16 protein-coding genes are annotated in these 17,959 nt (G+C 68.7%); 10 read left to right on the top strand and 6 right to left on the bottom strand.

Features of this window, described 5'->3' with window-relative positions; genetic code table 11:
* Window positions 1–95 precede the first annotated feature (95 nt).
* The 7 genes from INR38_RS25550 to INR38_RS25520 all read left to right on the top strand — a co-directional run bounded on the left by INR38_RS25550 (window position 96) and on the right by INR38_RS25520 (window position 7,726).
* Window positions 96–827 (top strand): type 1 glutamine amidotransferase, encoded by a 732-nt coding sequence (locus tag INR38_RS25550; RefSeq protein WP_012205023.1) that lies wholly within the window; start codon window positions 96–98, stop codon window positions 825–827.
* Between the two features lie 110 nt (window positions 828–937).
* The gene (locus INR38_RS25545) at window positions 938–1,747 is read left to right on the top strand and encodes a DeoR family transcriptional regulator (RefSeq protein ID WP_063326406.1); all 810 of its coding nucleotides are present in this window, start codon (window positions 938–940) and stop codon (window positions 1,745–1,747) included.
* Window positions 1,748–1,781: 34 nt separating this feature from the next.
* The gene (locus INR38_RS25540; RefSeq protein WP_043823111.1) at window positions 1,782–2,708 is read left to right on the top strand and encodes a substrate-binding domain-containing protein; all 927 of its coding nucleotides are present in this window, start codon (window positions 1,782–1,784) and stop codon (window positions 2,706–2,708) included.
* A 59-nt stretch (window positions 2,709–2,767) separates the two neighbouring features.
* A complete protein-coding gene (locus tag INR38_RS25535) occupies window positions 2,768–4,285 on the top strand; it encodes a sugar ABC transporter ATP-binding protein (RefSeq protein WP_207444202.1) in 1,518 nt (505 codons plus the stop codon).
* Window positions 4,282–5,337, top strand: coding sequence for an ABC transporter permease (locus tag INR38_RS25530; RefSeq protein WP_207444201.1), 1,056 nt, complete (start codon window positions 4,282–4,284; stop codon window positions 5,335–5,337). The genes INR38_RS25535 and INR38_RS25530 overlap by 4 nt, the downstream gene beginning before the upstream one ends.
* Before the next feature lie 60 nt (window positions 5,338–5,397).
* Window positions 5,398–6,366 (top strand): sugar kinase, encoded by a 969-nt coding sequence (locus INR38_RS25525; RefSeq protein WP_207444200.1) that lies wholly within the window; start codon window positions 5,398–5,400, stop codon window positions 6,364–6,366.
* Window positions 6,367–6,370: 4 nt separating this feature from the next.
* The gene (locus INR38_RS25520; protein WP_207444199.1) at window positions 6,371–7,726 is read left to right on the top strand and encodes a D-tagatose-bisphosphate aldolase, class II, non-catalytic subunit; all 1,356 of its coding nucleotides are present in this window, start codon (window positions 6,371–6,373) and stop codon (window positions 7,724–7,726) included.
* On the opposite strand, the gene INR38_RS25515 is transcribed toward INR38_RS25520, so the two are convergent.
* Window positions 7,701–8,618: a LysR family transcriptional regulator gene (locus tag INR38_RS25515; protein ID WP_207444198.1), complete on the bottom strand. Its 918-nt coding sequence runs from the start codon at window positions 8,616–8,618 to the stop codon at window positions 7,701–7,703. The genes INR38_RS25520 and INR38_RS25515 overlap by 26 nt on opposite strands.
* A gap of 118 nt (window positions 8,619–8,736) precedes the next feature.
* Here INR38_RS25515 and INR38_RS25510 point away from each other — a divergent pair, with 118 nt between their 5' ends.
* Window positions 8,737–9,780, top strand: coding sequence for a bile acid:sodium symporter family protein (locus INR38_RS25510; RefSeq protein WP_034392464.1), 1,044 nt, complete (start codon window positions 8,737–8,739; stop codon window positions 9,778–9,780).
* A gap of 59 nt (window positions 9,781–9,839) precedes the next feature.
* On the opposite strand, the gene INR38_RS25505 is transcribed toward INR38_RS25510, so the two are convergent.
* From INR38_RS25505 to INR38_RS25485, 5 genes are all read right to left on the bottom strand, one after another.
* Window positions 9,840–10,940: a DUF6817 domain-containing protein gene (locus INR38_RS25505; RefSeq protein ID WP_207444197.1), complete on the bottom strand. Its 1,101-nt coding sequence runs from the start codon at window positions 10,938–10,940 to the stop codon at window positions 9,840–9,842.
* On the bottom strand, window positions 10,937–11,467 hold the full coding sequence (locus INR38_RS25500) for a cupin domain-containing protein (RefSeq protein ID WP_207444196.1): 531 nt from the start codon (window positions 11,465–11,467) through the stop codon (window positions 10,937–10,939). The genes INR38_RS25505 and INR38_RS25500 overlap by 4 nt, the downstream gene beginning before the upstream one ends.
* 4 nt (window positions 11,468–11,471) lie before the next feature.
* Window positions 11,472–12,281, bottom strand: coding sequence for a MetQ/NlpA family ABC transporter substrate-binding protein (locus tag INR38_RS25495; protein ID WP_012205012.1), 810 nt, complete (start codon window positions 12,279–12,281; stop codon window positions 11,472–11,474).
* Between the two features lie 70 nt (window positions 12,282–12,351).
* Window positions 12,352–13,017, bottom strand: coding sequence for a methionine ABC transporter permease (locus tag INR38_RS25490; RefSeq protein ID WP_012205011.1), 666 nt, complete (start codon window positions 13,015–13,017; stop codon window positions 12,352–12,354).
* Between the two features lie 3 nt (window positions 13,018–13,020).
* Window positions 13,021–14,067 (bottom strand): methionine ABC transporter ATP-binding protein, encoded by a 1,047-nt coding sequence (locus INR38_RS25485; protein WP_012205010.1) that lies wholly within the window; start codon window positions 14,065–14,067, stop codon window positions 13,021–13,023.
* Window positions 14,068–14,500: 433 nt separating this feature from the next.
* On the opposite strand from INR38_RS25485, the gene INR38_RS25480 reads away from it, so the two are divergent.
* Both INR38_RS25480 and INR38_RS25475 read left to right on the top strand, forming a co-directional pair.
* Window positions 14,501–17,422 carry a molybdopterin cofactor-binding domain-containing protein gene (locus INR38_RS25480; RefSeq protein WP_207444195.1) on the top strand — a complete coding sequence of 974 codons (2,922 nt, stop codon included), beginning with the start codon at window positions 14,501–14,503 and terminating at the stop codon, window positions 17,420–17,422.
* The coding region (locus INR38_RS25475) for a (2Fe-2S)-binding protein (RefSeq protein WP_207476005.1) at window positions 17,419–17,959 on the top strand (541 nt) is incomplete at its 3' end. The genes INR38_RS25480 and INR38_RS25475, both read left to right, overlap by 4 nt.

Raw genomic sequence — 17,959 nt, 5'->3', positions numbered from 1 at the left:
GATGGCGTTGTGCGCAAACACAATCCGCCCTTGAGGCAGCCGTGCCTAGAGTCAAGGCCTCACAACAAATGGCTTCCCGATGAAGCCGCGCCGCCATGAGACCTGTCGCCATCCTCCAGCACGAATCCGCCCAGGGCCCCGGCGTTCTGCGTGAACACCTGGAGCAGCAGTGCATTCCCTACCGACTGTTGCAGCCCGCCCTCGATGGCACAGCCCCTGTGCACGCCGCCGATTACAGCGGCATCGTGGTGCTGGGCAGCAACCACAGCGTGAACGAGGGCCTGCCGTGGATGGAGGATGAACAGGCCCTGCTGGCCGATGCGCTGCGCAGCGACATCCCCGTGCTCGGCCACTGCTTTGGCGCACAGATGCTGGCGCGCGCCATGGGCGCCAGGGTCTGGCGCAACCCCTGCCCCAACATTGGCTGGAGCCGCATCTGGGTGACGGCCGCCGCCCAGCAGGTCATGGACCTGCCGCGCGAGGCGACGATCTTCCATTGGCACTACGACACCTTCGAGATCCCGCGCGGCGCCGTGCGCACCATGTACGGCAGCCACTGCCTGAACAAGGGCTTTCGCCACGGCCGGCACTGGGCCTTCCAGGGCCACATGGAAGTGACCGCCGCCAGCGTGGCCGCCTGGTGCACCGAAGGCCATGACGAGCTGCTGCGCGCACGCGGCCCCGCGGCGCAGACCGAGAGCGAGATCCTGCGCCACCTGGACCTGCGCATTCCCGTGCTGAACGCCCTGGCCCACCGGACCTACCGGGCCTGGACGGCACAGTTGCAGCGGCCGGTGGTCGTGAACCTGGGCGTGGCCAGCCGATAGCCCTCCCAGAAGCAGACGCCCCGGTGAATACCCGGGGAGCGCTTGACTTGGCGTTTGCACGCAGGGAAACTTTCGATACGAAATAAAAAACTTTCGAATCGAAAGAATCTATGCAGGACCAAGGCAACAGTTCACTCAAGCGCAGGCTGCAGATCGTGGAGCTGGCGCGCAAGACCGATGAGGTGCGGGTGGAGGCGCTGAGCGTGCTCTTCGGCGTCTCCACCGTCACCATCCGCAACGACCTGCACTACCTTGAGCAGCAAGGCTATGTGGTGCGCGCCTTCGGCAAGGCGCGCTACAACCCGGCCCTGCTCAAGACGGCCGCCGAGCTGCCCGGCGCCCCTGCCGCCGCGCAAGGCCCGGCGCAGGCCCAGGTGGCCCAGGGCGCGCTGGGCTGGATCGAGGACGACGCCTCGGTCTTCCTGGGCAGCGGCCGCATCACCCACCGCGTGCTGCCGTTGCTGGCCAGCCGCCAGGGCATTGCGCTGACGCTGCACGACCTGGCCATGGTGGCGACGGCGCGGCAGTTTCTCGATTGCGCCATCCACGTCACGGGCGGCACGCTGGCCGGCGACGAGCCCGGCCTCATCGGCCCCGGGGCAGAAGCGGGTCTGCGGGCCCGGCCGCTGGACATCTGCCTGTTCGAGATCTGCGGCATCGACGACCGCAACCGCCTGCTGTGCCGCGACCCGGGCGCGGCTCGCCTGTATTCGGCAGCCGTGGAGCACAGCACCAAGGCCGTGGCGCTGGCCCTGGATCTGGACAGCACCACGGGCGGGCACCCGGTCTGCGACATCGCCCAGATCGACGGCCTGTGCGCCCACCAGGACATGGAGCCGGGCGCCTTCGATCTGCTGGCGCACCACCGGCTGCAGGCCACCCGCAAGGCCGAGGGCCGCATCGAATTCGCCAGAACCTGAGCTTTTCCACAACGACAGAGGGAGGGAGACAGCCATGGACCGCAACACGTTTCTCCGGCGCATGCTGGCCGGCGCATTCACATTCGGCCTGCCGGCCAGCCCGGCGCTTGCACAGCCGGGCCCCGGCCCCAGCCCTGCCCGCACCATCGGCGTGTCCCTGCTCACGCAGCAGCACCCGTTCTACCTGGAACTGGCCCAGGCCATGCAGCAGGAAGCCGCGCGGCAGGGGCTGAAGCTGGACCTGAGCATTGCCAACCAGGACCTGGGCAAGCAGATCTCGGACGTGGAGGACTTCGTCAGCAAGAAGGTCGATGCCATCATCCTGTCTCCCGTCGATTCCCGGGGCGTGAAGGCCGCCGTGCTCAAGGCTGCCGCCGCCCGCATTCCCGTGATCACCGTGGACATTGCGGCCAGCGGGGTCGAGGTCGCATCGCACGTGGCCACCGACAACCGCGCCGGCGGCGTGCTGGCCGGCCAGCTCATGGGTCGGGCCACGGGCGGCAAGGGCCAGATCGGCGTGCTGCACTACCCGTCCATACAGTCCGTGGTCGATCGCGTGGAGGGTTTCAAGGCCGCCATCGCCACCTTCCCTGGCATGAAGATCGTCTCCGTGCAGCCGGGCATCACGCGTGCCGAGGCCCTGGCCGCTTCGCAGAACATGCTGCAGGCCCACCCCGATCTCGCGGGCATCTTCGGATTTGGCGACGACGCGGCCCTGGCTGCACTGGCCAGCGTCAAGGGCGCAAGAAAGCTGGAGCAGGTCAAGATCGTCGGCTTTGACGGCATGGCCGAGGCGCGCGCGGCCGTGGACCGCGAACCGGCCTTCGTGGGCGTGATCCGCCAGTACCCCGACCAGCTGGGACTGCAAGCCGTGGCCATTGCCGCGCAGCTGCTGCAGGGCAAGCCGGTGGAGAAATTCCACCCCGTGCTGCCCGGCGTGTACACGGCTGCCGCCAGGTAAATGGACCTGCGGAGCCCGCCATGCCAGGCCCCACTGCACACAGCCACCCAGGCCGTGCCATGCTCGACGCCGTTGCGCCGCCCCCCATGCTCGAGGCCCAGGCGCTGGCCAAATCCTTCGGCGCCGTGCAGGCGCTCAAAAGCGTGTCCTTCCGCCTGCGCGCAGGCACGGTGCACACGCTGCTGGGCGAGAACGGGGCCGGCAAATCCACCCTGCTCAAGATCCTGGCCGGCGTGCACCGGCCCGATGGCGGCCAACTGCTGATCGAGGGTGCCGGCACCGAGCTGGCCAGCCCCGCCGATGCGCAGCGCCACGGCATCGCCATCGTTCACCAGGAGCTGAGCCTGGCGCCCAACCTCAGCGTGGCGGACAACCTGTTTGCCGCGCGCCTCCCGCAGCGGGCCGGCTGCGTGGACCGCCGCGCACTGCACCGCGACGCCGCCGCGCTGCTGGCCCGCCTGGGCATGGACCTGGACCCCAACGCGCAGGTGGCCGAACTGTCGCTGGCCCAGCGCCAGCTGGTGGAGATCGCCAAGGCGCTGTGCCAGCCCTCGCGCATCGTCATCATGGATGAGCCCACCTCCTCGCTCAGCGACAGCGAGGCGCAGATTCTGTTCACCCTCATCGCCCGCCTCAAGGCCGAGGGGCGCGCCATCATCTACGTCTCGCACCGCATGGACGAGATCATGCGCATCTCCGACGAGATCACCGTCATGCGCGACGGCAGCTCCATCTGCACCCTGGCGCGGGACGAAACCGACATCGGGGCACTGATCGCGCTCATGGTGGGGCGCCAGATGCAGGACATCTATCCGCCGCGCGGCCCCGCCCCTGACCGCAGCACGCGCGCCCTGCTCCAGGTGCGCGGCCTGGGCCTGGCCGGGCGCTTCGAAGGCATTGACTTCGAGGTCCACGCGGGCGAGATCGTGGGCTTTTTCGGGCTGGTGGGCTCGGGCCGGTCCGATGTCATGGATGCGCTGTTCGGCATGCACCGCTGCACGGGCAGCATCCTCATGCACGGCCGGCCGCTGCGCCTGCGCTCGCCGGCCGACGCCATTGGCCAGGGCATGGCCTTCGTGACCGAGAACCGCAAGGAGCAAGGCCTGGTGCTGGACCAGTCCGTGCAGCACAACATCTGCATGGTGCAGGTGCACAGCGGGCGCGGCGGCGCACTGCTCACCGACGAGGCGGCCGAGCAATCGCTGGCCCGCGCCTGCGTGCAGCGGCTGAAGATACGCGTTGCCGGCCTGCACCAGCCCGTGCGCCAGCTGTCGGGCGGCAACCAGCAAAAGATCGTGTTCGCCAAATGGCTGGCCATGCGCCCCCGGCTGCTGGTGCTGGACGAGCCCACGCGCGGCATCGACGTGGGCGCGAAGTTCGAGATCTATGCCCTGATCCGCGAGCTGGCAGCAGCCGGCACGGCCGTCATCCTGGTGTCGTCGGAACTGCCCGAGGCACTGGCCATGAGCGACCGGCTGCTGGTCATGCGCAACAAGCGCCTCGTCCAGAGCCTGGACACCCTTCATCTGCGCCAGGAGACCGTGATGGCGCACGCCACCGGAGCAGGACTGCCATGACCCCTTCCGAACTGAGCATCACCGCGTCTGGCTACTCCAAGGCCTCCAACGCCTCCGACGCTGCCGACGCCGCCGAAAGCATCCCGGACAGCCAGGAAACCTGGCGAGACGGCTTGCGAGGTGGCTGGCGATCGCTGCGGCGCCACGCCGGCACCCTCATGGGCCTGGCCGCCCTGGTGCTGCTGTTCTCCCTGCTGTCGCCGGCCTTTCTGACGGCCGGCAACCTGCGCAACGTGCTGCTGCAGGTGTCCATCATCGCCATCGTGGCCTTCGGCATGACCTATGTGCTGCTGCTGGGCGAGATCGATCTCTCGGTGGGATCGGTGGTCGCCCTGGCAGGCAGCGTGGCCGGCCTGATGCTGGGCCAGGGCCTGGCGCCCGCCCTGGTGCTGCCCGCCGTGCTGCTGTGCGGCCTGCTGCTGGGCGCGCTCAACGGCTCGCTGTCGGCGCTGCTGCATCTGCCGTCCTTCATCGTGACGGTGGCGACCATGGGCATCTTCCGGGGGCTGGCCTATATCGTCTCGGGCGGCATGCCGGCGCCGGTGGACAACGAGGCCTTTCTGTGGATCGGCAACGGCGAATGGCTGGGCATGCCCGTGCCCATCTGGATCCTGGCCGCACTGCTGGCCGCCAACCACTTCGTGCTTGCCCGTACCGTCTTTGGCCGCAAGACCTATCTGGCAGGCGGCAATGCCGAGGCGGCCAACTATGCGGGCATACGGGTGGGGCGGCTCAAGATCGCCATCTTCATGCTGTCGGGGCTGATGGCGGCCGTGGGCGGCCTGCTGCTCACCTCCCGCCTGTACTCGGCCCAGCCCAACGCGGCCATGGGCTGGGAGCTGGACGCCATTGCCGCCGCCGTGCTGGGCGGCACGCGCCTGGCCGGAGGCCACGGCAGCGTTGCGGGCACCTTGATAGGGGCGCTGATGATCGGCGTCATCAACAACGGCATGAACCTGATGAGCGTGCCCTACTTCTATCAGCTCATCGTCAAGGGCAGCGTGATTCTGGTGGCCGTGTGCATCGATGTGCACAGCAGGCGCAGGCGCTGACGCATGGGCCGGCGGTGCAGCGAACGGCGCACGGGGTTCGATTCCAAAGGGAGGGAGAGCATGCAATCCATCATGACCATGGGCGAGATCCTCGTCGAAATCATGGCCGAGCGAAAAGGCCAGAGCTTTCGCGCGCCGGGGCCGCTGGCCGGGCCCTATGCCAGCGGGGCGCCCGCCATCTTCATCGACCAGGTCGCCCGGCTGGGGCATCCGGCCGCCATCATCGGCTGCGTGGGCGATGACGACTTTGGCTGGCTCAACATCGACCGCCTGCGCCGCGACGGAGTGGACACCAGCGCCATCGCCGTGTGCAAGGGTGCCGTCACGGGCAGCGCCTTCGTCACCTACCGCGACAGCGGCGAGCGCGACTTCATCTTCAACATCACCAACAGCGCCTCGGCCCAGCTGCAGCCCGAGCAGGTCAACCAGGCCGTGCTCAAGGACTGCGCGCACTTCCATGTCATGGGCTCGTCGCTGTTCTCGTTTCGCATCATCGATGCCATGAAGAAGGCCATCGAAATCGTCAAGGCCCAGGGCGGCACCGTGTCCTTCGACCCGAACGTGCGCAAGGAGATGCTGCGCATCCCCGAAATGCGCGAAGCCCTGGCCTACATCCTGGAGTTCACCGACATCTTCCTGCCCAGCGGCCACGAGGTCACGCAGCTGGCCCGCTCGGCCGACGAGGCCGGCGCCATCGCCGAGATCTTCGCGCGCGGCGTGCGCGAAATCGTGGTCAAGCGCGGCGCCGACGGCTGCAGCTACTTCAGTGCCGACGAGCGCATCGACCTCGACGCCCTCCGCGTGAACGTGGCCGACCCCACGGGTGCGGGCGACTGCTTTGGCGCCACCTTCATCGCCTGCCGGCGCCTGGGCAAGACCGCGCTGCAATCGCTGCGCTACGCCAATGCGGCCGGCGCGCTGGCCGTCTCCAGCAAGGGGCCGATGGAGGGCACATCCGGCTTTGCCGGGCTAGACGCGCTGCTGGCACAACAGCCGCAGCACCTGCGGCATGCGGTGATGGAGGGCTGAAGCCATGCCGGCCCATCTCACCCACTTCACCCGCCTGGCGCAGTCACGCTCCATGCAAACGCCAGCAGCCGCAGGCGATGCGCACGGAATAGGCAGCGCACTCGGCATCTACTCAATCTGCTCGGCCCATCCCCTGGTCATCGAGGCCGCCATGCACCAGGCGCTGGACGATGGCACGCCACTGCTGGTGGAGGCCACCGCCAACCAGGTCAACCAGTTCGGCGGCTACACCGGCATGCAGCCCGCCGACTTCCGCCGCTTCGTGCTGGCCATCGCCCACCGCGTCGGCCTGCCGCCCGACCGCGTGCTGCTGGGCGGCGACCACCTGGGCCCCACGGCGTGGACCCATCTTCCAGCCGCCGAGGCCATGGATCTGGCGCAGGACCTGGTGCACGCCTATGCGGCAGCCGGCTTCGTGAAGCTGCACCTGGACGCCAGCATGGCCTGCGCAGACGACCCCCAGGCGCTGGACGACGAAACCGTGGCCCGCCGCGCTGCCCTGCTCTGCCAGGCGGCCGAGCGCGGCAGCACCTGCCCGGCGCCCGGCCCCGTCTACGTGATCGGCACCGAAGTGCCCGTGCCCGGCGGCGCCGCGCATGCGCTGGAGCATGTGCAAGTCACTGCCCGCGCCGACGCCCAGCGCACGCTGCAGGTGCACCGCGACGTCTTCGCGCAACAGGGGCTGGACCCCGTCTGGCCGCGCATCATTGCCATGGTGGTCCAGCCCGGCGTGGAGTTCGATCACACGCGCGTGGTGGACTACGCGCCCCGTGAAGCGGCCGACCTCAAGCAGTTGCTGCGCCAGCACCCGCAACTGGTCTTCGAGGCCCACTCCACCGACTACCAGCGGCCCGAGGCCCTGCGCCAGCTGGTGCAGGACGGCTTTGCCATCCTCAAGGTCGGCCCCGGCGCCACCTTTGCGCTGCGCGAGGTGCTGTTCGCGCTGGCCTCCATCGAAGAGCAGCTCATCGACGCGCACCAGCGCTCCCACCTGCCCGCCGTACTGGAGTCCGCCATGCTGGGCCGCCCCGCCAGCTGGGAGCGCTACTACCGCGGCGAGCAGCCCGATCCCGGCGCCCAAAGGCTGCTGCGCATCTACAGCTACAGCGACCGCATCCGCTACTACTGGGCCGACCCCACGGTGAACGCCGCCGTGGCGCGGCTGCTGGACAACCTGTCCGCCTGCACCCTGCCCGAGAACATGCTCAGCCAGTTCCTCCCCGCCCAATACCAGGCCGTGCGCGCCGGGCGGCTGGCACCCTCGCCCCACGCGCTGGTGCTGGACCGCGTGCGCGAGGCGATCAGGCCGTATGCGGCGGCTTGTGGCCACAGCCTCACAGCTGCGCCGCCTCCCCCCTGATCAAATCCCACACGCTTTGCGCCACCGGCGACAGTTCGCGCTGGCGGCGGCGCACCAGCATGATGTCGCGCTGAACGCGCGGCAGCAGGGGACGGCTTGCGAGGGCGTCGGGGGTGGTGGCGCCACTCGCGGGAGTTCGCCATTCCTGCGGCACGGCCAGTTCCGGCACCACGCTCAGGCCCAGGCCCGCCTGGAGCATGCAGAAGATGGTGGTGGTGTGGCCGACTTCCTGGACCACGGCGGCCTCGGCGTCGTGGGCCTGCAGCGCGGCGTCGATCAGGCGGCGGCTGCCCGAGGCGTGGTCCAGCAGCACCAGCGGCTGGCCGGCCAGGTCGCTCCAGGCCACCTGGCGCTTGCGGGCCAGCCTGTGCGTGGCCGGGCAGACCAGGCAAAAGGGCTCGCTGAGTATGGTTTCGCAGTACAGGTCATCGCGGCCCTGCGGGTCGATGACCACGCCGAAGTCCACCTCGCCGCTGCGCACGCTTTGCAGCACGTCGCTCTGGATGCGGTCCAGCAGCAGCAGCTCGATGCCCGGCGCCTGCTCGCGGCAGCGCGCAATGCAGCGTGGCATCAGATGCGCCGACAGCGTGGGGCTGCTGGCCACGCGCACCTTGCCCAGGCGCTGGGTGGCCAGGCCGCTGACTTCGAGCAGGCATTCATCCAGCGCGTCCAGCACGCGCGTGGCATGGCCCTGCAGCAGGCGGCCGGCGTCGGTCAGCTCCACCTCGCGCGTGGTGCGGTGCAAAAGCTGCACGCCCAGGGCCTGTTCCAGCTCGGTGACATTGCGGCTGACGGCGGGCTGGGTGAGCGCCATCAGCTCGCCCGCGCGGCTGAAGTTGCGGCTTTCCGCCACGGCCAGGAAGGCGCGCAGCTGGCGCAGGCTGATATTCATACGGAAAAATTATAAAACCATCAGATAAATCCATTTCTCTTTTCAATGGCCGTGGCGTCCAATCGGGGCCTTGCAGCCTGGCTGCACGAACCGATAGTTAGTTGGAGAGAGTTTTCCCATGGCACGCCCCCGCTTCGCCCCTGACAATTTCACGCTGATGCTGCTGTCCACCGTGGCACTGGCCAGCTTCCTGCCCGCCTCGGGCACCGTCTCGCAATGGCTGGAGGTGGCGACCACGCTCATGGTCAGCCTGCTGTTCTTCCTGCACGGCGCCAAGCTCTCGCGCGAGGCCATCTTTGCCGGCATAGGCCACTGGCGCCTGCACCTGACCATCTTTGCCGCCACCTTCGTGCTCTTTCCCCTGCTGGGCTGGGCGCTGCGCCCCGTGCTTGAGCCGCTGGTCACGCCCGAGATGTACATGGGCGTGCTCTTCCTGTGCACGCTGCCGGCCACGGTGCAATCGGCCATCGCCTTCACGGCCATGGCGCGCGGCAATATGCCCGCCGCCGTGTGCAGCGCCTCGGCCTCCACGCTGATGGGCATCGTGATCACGCCCATCCTGGTCAGCATGCTGCTGCACAAGAGCGCCGAAGGGGGCGACGCGCTGCAGGCCATCGGCAAGATCGCGCTGCAGCTGCTGCTGCCCTTTGTGCTGGGCCATCTGCTGCGGCCCGTGATCGGCGGCTTCATCTCGCGCCATGCCAAGCGCGTGAAGTTCGTGGACCAGGGCTCCATCCTGCTGGTGGTGTACACGGCCTTCAGCGCCGCCGTCATCAGCGGCCTGTGGCAGCAGACGCCCCTGCCTGCGCTGCTGGGCCTGCTGCTGCTGTCGTCCATCCTGCTGGCCCTGGTGCTGGTCATCACGTCGTGGACGGCGCGCCGCCTGGGCTTTTCCAAGGAGGACGAGATCACCCTGGTGTTCTGCGGCTCCAAGAAGAGCCTGGTCAGCGGCGTGCCCATGGCCAAGGTGCTGTTCGAGTCCAGTGCCGTGGGCGCCATCGTGCTGCCGCTGATGGTCTTCCACCAGCTGCAGCTCATGGTCTGCGCCGTGCTGGCCCAGCGCTATGCACGCCGGCCCATGCATCCCGAGGCGATCGAGGATGGCGCCGTGCCCGCCAGCGCTGCGCCGGCCGCCAAGGCCGAAACGGCGCCGGCCAAATAAGGCGCGGGCGCGTTCCCATCACAAAAAAGCCTGGCTCTCGCGCCAGGCTTTTTTGCATCTCAGCCCTTCAGGGCCAGGTTGTTGAGCTTGTCCAGCCGTTCAGGCCAGCTTCCCTGCTGCGCCGACTGCAGCAGGATGCGCGTCCAGGCGATCCAGGCGTCCCACTGCACGCGCTTGTCCCAGGCATTGCCCCAGCCGCTGAAGCACTGCAGCGCGCTGGTGGCTGCGCGCGCGGCGTCGTCGGCACGGCCGGCAGACAGGTAGAGCTGGGCCAGCACCATCTGCGGCTCGCCCACCCAGGGGTTCAGGCGCACGGCGCTTTCCAGCACGGCCGTGGCGGCGTCCAGGTCCACCAGCGGCTGGTCCAGCTGGATCACCGACCAGTACAGCGACACGGCAGCGGCCTCGTCGCCGGGCGACAGCTGCCGGCTGCAATGGTCGAACACCGGCGGCAGCGGCAGCTGGGCGCGCAGCGCCGGGTGCAGCAGCGCACGGCCCAGGTCGCTGATCTGGCTGAGCATGCGGCTGGCAGGCCGCATGGGACCGGGCCACAGCGAGGCCGCCCAGTGCACGCCCTGCTGCCGCTGGTTCTGCACCTGCGGAAACTGCGAATAGATGTCTTCCTGCCAGCTGAACCACTGCTCCATGGCATCGGCCATGCTCACGATGGTGAAGGCCGCCACCTCATAGGCGCTCAGGCGCTGGCTGCGGCCGGCAGATTCCAGCGCCATGGAGCCGTCTTCGGCCAGGTCGCCGGCCAGGATCTTCTGCATGAACTGCGTGCGGCTCATGGTGCAGAACAGGTAGACCAGGTGCTCGGCGCCCTCGCCCACCAGCTCGCGCAGGCGGCCGCGCTCGCTGCCCGCGTCGAACTTGACCAGGTCCACGAAGGCGTTGCCGTAGACGCTGTGCAGCAGGCCCAGCAGGCGCACGTCGCGCGGCTGGCGCCACAGCGCCAGCGAACGGGCCACGCCCGCCAGGTGGTGGCGGAAGGTGCCGGCCTTGTGCCAGTCCTGGCCCACGCCGCGCGCCAGCACCACGGGCAGCACAGGAGCGAGGTCGGCATCCTTGGCCAGCCATTCCTCGTCCAGCAGGTCCTGGGCCCGCGTGAACAGCGCCTCGTCAAGTGTCTGGAACAGTGTCGGGACAGGCAGGCTCATGCGGGCATCTCCATGGCAGCGGCGGGCCGCTGGGTATATTGCGCCACCCAGCCCGCCGTATCGGCGAACAGGCGCAGCGCCTTGATGCGCCGCGTGGCGGTCAGCGTGAAGCGGTGCTCCACGCCCGCCGGTATGCGCAGGTAGTCGCCGGGCTGCACGCGCAGCACGCGCTCTTGGCCATGGGCATCAAAAAAGCCGAACAGGCCTTCGCCTTCGAGGATGTAGCGCACCTCGTCATCGGCATGGGTGTGGGGCTTGTCGAAGCGCTCCAGCGCCTCGTCCAGGCCCGGGGTGCCTGGGTGCAGCACGACCAGGTCCATGCTGTGGTAGCCATGGGCCACGCATTCGTCGACCACCAGCATGCCCACGGCCTGGACCACGGTGGCCTTGCCGCCATCGTCCAGCTGGGCCTGCGCCAGCAGCGCGGCCAGGCCGGGCTCGGGCGCCAGCGGACGGTGCTGCCATTGCACGCCGATGGCGGCCACGAAGTCCGCGTCGGAAACTTGGTGCGATGCGAGGCTGCCCATGCTCTTACCAGGCCGCCGTGTAGGCGCCCTTGAACTGCGTGTCGATGAACTGGCGCACCTCGGGCGACTGGTAGGCCTTGACGAAGGCCTGCAGGCCCGCGTCCTTTTCATGGCCGGCGCGCGTGGCGATCAGCACGGTCACATAGGGCGTGTCCGTGGCTTCCAGCGCCAGCGAATCCTTTTGCGGCGACAGGCCTGCGGCCACGGCGTAGCTGCTGTTGACGGCGGCGGCGTCCAGGTCGTCCAGCGAGCGCGCCAGCTGGGCGGCCTCCAGCTCGACGAAGCGCAGCTTCTTCGGATTGGCCGTGATGTCCAGCACCGAGGCACGGGCGCCCGCGCCGGTCTTCAGTTCGATCAGCTTTTGCGCGGCCAGCACCATCAGTGCGCGCGAGCCGTTGGTGGGGTCGTTGGGGATGCCCACGCGCGCACCGCTCTTGAGGTCGGCCAGGCTTTTGATCTTCTTGGAGTACACGCCCATCTGCTGGTTGACCGCACGGGCCACGGGCACGAGCTTGTAGCCGCGGTCCTTGTTCTGGGCGTCCATGAAGGGCTGGTGCTGGTAGATGTTGGCATCCAGCTCACCCTGCGACAGGGCAGCGTTGGGCTGGATGAAGTCGCCGAACTCGACCAGCTTCACCTTGAGGCCGTTCTTCTCGGCCACCTTCCTGGCCACCTCGGCGATCTGGGCGTGCGGGCCCGAGGTCACGCCGATGGTGACCGAGCCGTCGGCCGCATGGGCCGGCAGCGCGGCCATTCCCGCCAGGGGCAGGACGGCAGCCAGGGCCAGCGATTGAAGCAATGCGCGCTTTTTCATGGAATCCCTCTTTCAGACAATCTCACGGCAGCTTGCCGCCCCGGCCGCGCCGGCCGCCGGGGTGTGTGGATCAGCGGTGGCTCAACCTGCGCACCGCCCAGTCGCCCAGGCTCTGGATGGCCTGCACGAAGAAGATCAGGATGATGACCACGGCCAGCATCACATCGGGCAAAAAGCGCTGGTAGCCGTAGCGGATGCCCAGGTCGCCCAGGCCGCCGCCGCCAATGGCGCCGGCCATGGCCGAGTAGCCGGTCAGGCTCACGAAGCTGATGGTCAGGCCCGCCACGATGCCGGGCAGCGCCTCGGGCAGCAGGATCTTCCAGACGATCTGGCCCGTGGTGGCGCCCATGGACTGGGCCGCTTCCACCAGGCCGTTGTCCACCTCGCGCAGCGCGGTCTCCACCAGGCGCGCCACGAAGGGCGCTGCCGCAATGGTCAGCGGCACCACGGCCGCCCAGGTGCCGATGGACGAGCCCGTGATCAGACGCGTCAGCGGGATGATGGCCACCAGCAGGATGATGAAGGGAGTGGAGCGCAGCGCATTGACGATCCAGCCCACGATCTTGTTGGCCGGGCCGTTCTGCAGCACGCCGCCGTGGTCGGTCAGGCGCAGGAACACACCCAGGGGAATGCCGATCAGGCCGCCCACCAGGCCCGAGACGCCGACCATGATGATGGTCTCCCACAGCGAGCTGACGAACAGCTCCAGCATCATTTCCGAAAAATTCTCAAACATCGCTCAATCCCTGGTGGAAACGATCTGCACCTGCACGCCGGTGGCGCGCAGATGGTCCACGGCGGCATCAATCTTTGCCGCGTCGCCGCTGGCGAAGACGGCCAGCGAGCCGAAGGTCTGCTCCTGGATCTCGTCGATCTGGCCATGCAGGATGGACAGGTCCAGCCCCAGCTCGCGGATCAGGTGCGACAGGATGGGCTGGTAGGCGCTCTCGCCCGCATACGACAGGCGCAGCAGCCGGCCTTGCTGGCCCGGCGCCAGCTGGGCGGCCAGCGCATTCACGCGCACGGCCACCGACTCGGGCAGTTGCTGGGGCACGATCTCGTCGATCAGGCTGCGCGTGATGGCCTGCTGCGGGCGCGTGAACACGTCGATCACGGGGCCCAGCTCGGCAATCTCGCCGCCGTCGATCACGGCCACGCGGTCGGCGATCTGCTTGATCACCTGCATCTGGTGCGTGATCAGCACCACGGTCAGGCCCAGCTCGCGGTTGACCTTGCGCAGCAGGTCCAGGATGGAGCGCGTGGTCTCGGGGTCCAGGGCCGATGTGGCCTCGTCCGACAGCAGCACCTTGGGGTGGCTGGCCAGCGCGCGCGCAATGCCCACGCGCTGCTTTTGCCCGCCCGAAATCTGCGCCGGATAGCGGTCGCGCAGCGCGCTCAGGCCCACCAGGTCCAGCAGCGGGTCCACGCGCTTCTTGATGTCGTCGGCCGACATGCCCGCCATCTCCAGCGGCAGCGCGGCGTTGTCGAACACCGTGCGCGAGGACAGCAGGTTGAAATGCTGGAACACCATGCCGATGTCACGGCGCGCCGTGCGCAGCTCGGCATCGCTGAGCTGCATCAGGTCACGGCCGCCCACCAGCACCTGGCCGGAGGTCGGGCGGTTGAGCAGGTTCAGGCAGCGCACCAGCGAGCTTTTGCCCGCGCCGCTGCGGCCGATGATGCCGAACACCTCGCCCGACTCGATCTGCAGGTTGATGCCCCGCAAGGCATGGACGGGCCCGGTGGGGCCCTTGTAGGTCAGGGAAAGATCCCGAATCTCGATCATGAAAAAACGCCGCGGCGCAGGACGGCCTGGGGACGCCGCTGCGCATTGTTGGGAAGTGGGAGCAAATATAGGTTGCGCGTATAAAAACGCAAACTATAAAAAAATAAAGTAATAAGAAGCTCCGGTTATGCCCGGGACTTCACTACTTTCTGCACAACCCTCAACTATGCCTGAATGTGGACACGCCCTTGCCCTGCCGGGCTATGCGCGGCGCCACGGAGCACTGCGGCAAGGCCCTTCTTGCGCCGGCGTCTGATTGACAGTGCGGCCGGCACGCTGCCGTCGCGGCCTGGCGGCCCTGGCCCGCTCCTGCTTTTGACGATGGCAAGCACTCGCCGCTGCCGCCGCGCTGACGCCAGAAGCAGCCTTTGCTGACAGGCCGCGCGGCATGCGCCCTCCTACAGTGGGCTCAACCCCACAGGAGAAGAGCGCCATGCGCCCAGAACAACACTCCGGCGCCGGCAGCCAGGCCGGCACGGCTCCCTTGTCGCGGCGCGGCTTTCTGCAGGCCGCCAGCATCGCAGGCGTCAGCGTCTGGGTGGCGCCGCTGGCCAGCCAGGCCTATGCAGCCCTCTTTGAAGACCGCGTCCTGGGCAGTGTGGCCCGCGAGCCGGCCACCCAGCTGCCGCGCATGCGGCTCGATGGCCGCTCCAAGGTCATGGGCGCCAAGGTCTTCGCCCGCGACATCCGCGCACGCGACATGCCGCACTGGCCGCAGCAGCAATCCCATGCCTTCATCGTGCGCACCACGCTGGCCGACCGGCTGTTCGATGGAATGGACCTGTCTTCCCTGGACGGCGAACTGGCGCCCGACCGCGTGGTAACGGCCGAGGACCTGGCGCGCGATGGCCTGGCCTTTCCCGAGTTCTATGGCGAAGACATGCTGCTGCCACCAGGCAAGACCCCCGCATACCTGGGCCAGGCCGTGGCCATCCTCATCTACCACGACTTCGCGCGCTTTCGCTTTGCCAAGGAAAGGCTGCAGGCCACGGCCGGCGTCATCCGCTACGGCCGCATCACGGGCGCGCTGGACCGTCCGCCCTGGGGCGTGTTCCGCTACGTGCGCCAGGGCGGCGCCACGGCCTTTGACGACGACGTGTTCTCCAGCCTGCGCGATGCCCCGCTGTTCCCCGCCGAACGCAAGCCGCTGGTCTGGCCGCAGATCTCCAAGGCCGACGCGGTCACGGCGCGCGGCCTGCGCGCGGCCGAGCAGATCGCCCAGGAGCTGGCCACCCCGCCCGCCGACTGGCTGGTGCTGCAGCGCCACTACGCCACGCAATCGGTGGACACGGCCGCGCTGGAACCCGACAACGCCAACTGCTGGTATGACGCGGCCACGCAAAGCCTGCACATGGTGCTGGCCACGCAATCGCCACACGAAGTGGCCGAATGGGCAGCGCAGATGGTGCAGGCCAGCAGGTTCCCGCTCAAGAACCTTTTCGTGCACCCGTGCTACACGGTGGGATACGGCTCCAAGGACCACGCGCCCATGCCCTACTACGGCCTGGTCTGCGCGCTGTATGCGGACGGCAAGCCCGTGCGCCTGGCCAATGACCGGTTCGAGCAGTTCCAGTCCTCGCTCAAGCGCCATGCCTTCGAGATCGACTACACCATGGCCATCGACAGGAAGACCGGCCTCTTCCAGAGCCTGGTGGCCAGCATGACGGCCAATGGCGGCGGCCGGGCCAACTTCTCGCCCTCGGTCGCCATGGTGGGCGGCACGGCGGCGCAGTCCATCTACTACTTTCCCAAGAACGACATCACCGCCGTGGCTCTGGCCAGCCGCGCGCTGGACGCGGGCTCGGCACGCGGCTACGGCACGCTGCAGAGCATGGCGGCCACCGAAATGATGGTGGACGAAATCGCCGAACTGCTGCAGATCGACCCCATCGAGCTGCGCCTGCGCAACGTGCTGACCTCGGGCGCCAAGAACACCCAGGGCGCCATCGCCGCCGGTGCCCTGCGCGCCGACGAGGTGCTGGAGCGCGCCCGCCGTCACCCGCTGTGGACCGAGCGCGCCAAGCGCAAGACCGCCTACGAGGCCAGCCACCCCGGCCAGCGCTACGGCGTGGGCTTTGCCTGCGTGCAAAAGGACTTCGGCACGGGCGGCGAGGCGGCCTTCGCCCGCATCGAGATATCGCCCCAGGGCCGCGTGCTGCTGCACCACTCGGGCACCGAGATCGGCACGGGCATGGGCACCTCGCAGGCCCAGCTGTGCGTGCAATGGTTCGGCAAGCCCGCCGACGAGCTGCAGACCGCCTGCCTGGACTGGCCGGAGCTGCCGCTCAAGGCCGAGGGCGACAACTACACCATGCCCCAGGCCGACCAGGACCGCTTCGCCACCCGGCCGCTGTGGACGCCGGTCTACGCCTCGCCGGCCAGCGCCAGCAACTCGGCCTACTACTACAGCCACGCCACCAGCGAGACGGCGCGCGTGGTCTTCGAGCACGGCCTGTGGCCGGCCGCCGTCGCCATCTGGAGCCAGGGCACGGGCGGCGGCCAGAAGGCGCCCTACGTGGTGCGCCGCGAGGACGCGCGCTGGGTCAACGGCATGCTCACGGCCAACGGCATGCAGCCGCTGTCCCTGCAGGCCCTGGCCCAGAAGGCCCATGCCATGCAGCTGGTCACGGGCGCCGTGGGCCATACCTTCAACCGCTGGCAATGGGCCGAGGCCGACTTCGACATCCTGGGCACCAGCGCGCGCCGGCCGCTGGACGCGCTGGCCGTGCGCCTGGGCAGCGCGCCCGATGCTGCCGCCGTCACGCCGGCCCCTGAAACCACCGACACGCCGCAGGCGGCCACGCCCGTCGAGGCCTCTGTCACCGCGCGGCGCAGCGCCGCCGGCTACCGCATGATTGCGCGGCGCAACCTGTTCTATCCGCCCATGCAGCGCAACAACGCGGGCGTCACCTACTACAGCGCCAATGCGGCCCTGGTCGAGCTGGCGGTGGACACGGGCACGGGCGCGGTGGAGCTGCTGGCCCACCACTCCATCATGGAGTGCGGGCGGCCCATCGTGCCCGAGCTGGTGCACGGCCAGCTCGAAGGCGGCATTGCCATGGGCATAGGCCATGCGCTGTACGAAACCATGCCGCTGTACGAGGGCGGCCCCGGCGACGGCAACTGGAACTTCCACCGCTACCACCTGCCGCGCGGCAGCGAGGTGGCGGTCTGGAAGCAGACAGCCGAGCTGCTGGCACCTCTGTCGGACACCGATCCGCCCAAGGGCATTGCCGAGGTGGTGATGATTCCCATCGTCGCCGCCATCGTCAACGGACTGCACCACGCCATTGGCAAGCGCTTCCACGACCTGCCCGTGACCCCGCAAAAGATCAGGGAGGCACTCGCACCATGAGCCTTGTCCCGCGCCCCTTGTCGCTGACCGTCAACGGCCAGAGCGTCGGCCCCATGGACGTGCCCGAAGGCATGCCCATGATCGACTTCCTGCACGAATACCTGAACCTCACCGGCTCGCGCCTGGGCTGCGGCATCGGCGAATGCCGGGCCTGCACCATCATCGTGGACGGTCCCGAGGGCAGCCGCGAAATGCGCACCTGCATCACCGGCGCCCACTACTTCCAGGGCCGCAAGGTCCGCACCATCGAAGGCATTGCCGACCCGGCCGGCGCGGACACCGCGCCCCCGCCCTCGCCCGGCGCCTCGGGCCAGCCGCGCAAGGTCATCGCCATCAGCCCCGTGCAGCAAAAGTACCTGGAGCATTTCAGCTTCCAGTGCGGCTACTGCACGCCGGGCTTCGTCATCGCCGCCACGGTGCTGGTCGAGCGCCTGGCCAAGGCACCCATCCGCGCGGCCGATGTGGAGCAGGTCGTGGGCGAGGCGCTGCAGCCCCACCTGTGCCGCTGCACCGGCTATGTGCGCTACTACGCGGCCG

The organism is Delftia sp. SD018 (genome assembly GCF_017355445.1).
GTDB lineage: Bacteria > Pseudomonadota > Gammaproteobacteria > Burkholderiales > Burkholderiaceae_C > Comamonas > Comamonas acidovorans.
This window is presented reverse-complemented; position numbering and strand designations above follow the sequence as displayed.

Excerpts from the sequence above, each read along its gene's own strand:
- INR38_RS25495 (WP_012205012.1), bottom strand. The coding sequence starts at position 12,281 with ATGAAAAAGCGCGCATTGCTTCAATCGCTGGCCCTGGCTGCCGTCCTG.
- INR38_RS25540 (WP_043823111.1), top strand. The coding sequence starts at position 1,782 with ATGGACCGCAACACGTTTCTCCGGCGCATGCTGGCCGGCGCATTCACA.
- INR38_RS25515 (WP_207444198.1), bottom strand. The coding sequence starts at position 8,618 with ATGAATATCAGCCTGCGCCAGCTGCGCGCCTTCCTGGCCGTGGCGGAA.
- INR38_RS25510 (WP_034392464.1), top strand. The coding sequence starts at position 8,737 with ATGGCACGCCCCCGCTTCGCCCCTGACAATTTCACGCTGATGCTGCTG.
- INR38_RS25550 (WP_012205023.1), top strand. The coding sequence starts at position 96 with ATGAGACCTGTCGCCATCCTCCAGCACGAATCCGCCCAGGGCCCCGGC.
- INR38_RS25520 (WP_207444199.1), top strand. The coding sequence starts at position 6,371 with ATGCCGGCCCATCTCACCCACTTCACCCGCCTGGCGCAGTCACGCTCC.
- INR38_RS25535 (WP_207444202.1), top strand. The coding sequence starts at position 2,768 with ATGCTCGACGCCGTTGCGCCGCCCCCCATGCTCGAGGCCCAGGCGCTG.
- INR38_RS25485 (WP_012205010.1), bottom strand. The coding sequence starts at position 14,067 with ATGATCGAGATTCGGGATCTTTCCCTGACCTACAAGGGCCCCACCGGG.
- INR38_RS25530 (WP_207444201.1), top strand. The coding sequence starts at position 4,282 with ATGACCCCTTCCGAACTGAGCATCACCGCGTCTGGCTACTCCAAGGCC.
- INR38_RS25480 (WP_207444195.1), top strand. The coding sequence starts at position 14,501 with ATGCGCCCAGAACAACACTCCGGCGCCGGCAGCCAGGCCGGCACGGCT.
- INR38_RS25525 (WP_207444200.1), top strand. The coding sequence starts at position 5,398 with ATGCAATCCATCATGACCATGGGCGAGATCCTCGTCGAAATCATGGCC.
- INR38_RS25505 (WP_207444197.1), bottom strand. The coding sequence starts at position 10,940 with ATGAGCCTGCCTGTCCCGACACTGTTCCAGACACTTGACGAGGCGCTG.
- INR38_RS25500 (WP_207444196.1), bottom strand. The coding sequence starts at position 11,467 with ATGGGCAGCCTCGCATCGCACCAAGTTTCCGACGCGGACTTCGTGGCC.
- INR38_RS25490 (WP_012205011.1), bottom strand. The coding sequence starts at position 13,017 with ATGTTTGAGAATTTTTCGGAAATGATGCTGGAGCTGTTCGTCAGCTCG.
- INR38_RS25545 (WP_063326406.1), top strand. The coding sequence starts at position 938 with ATGCAGGACCAAGGCAACAGTTCACTCAAGCGCAGGCTGCAGATCGTG.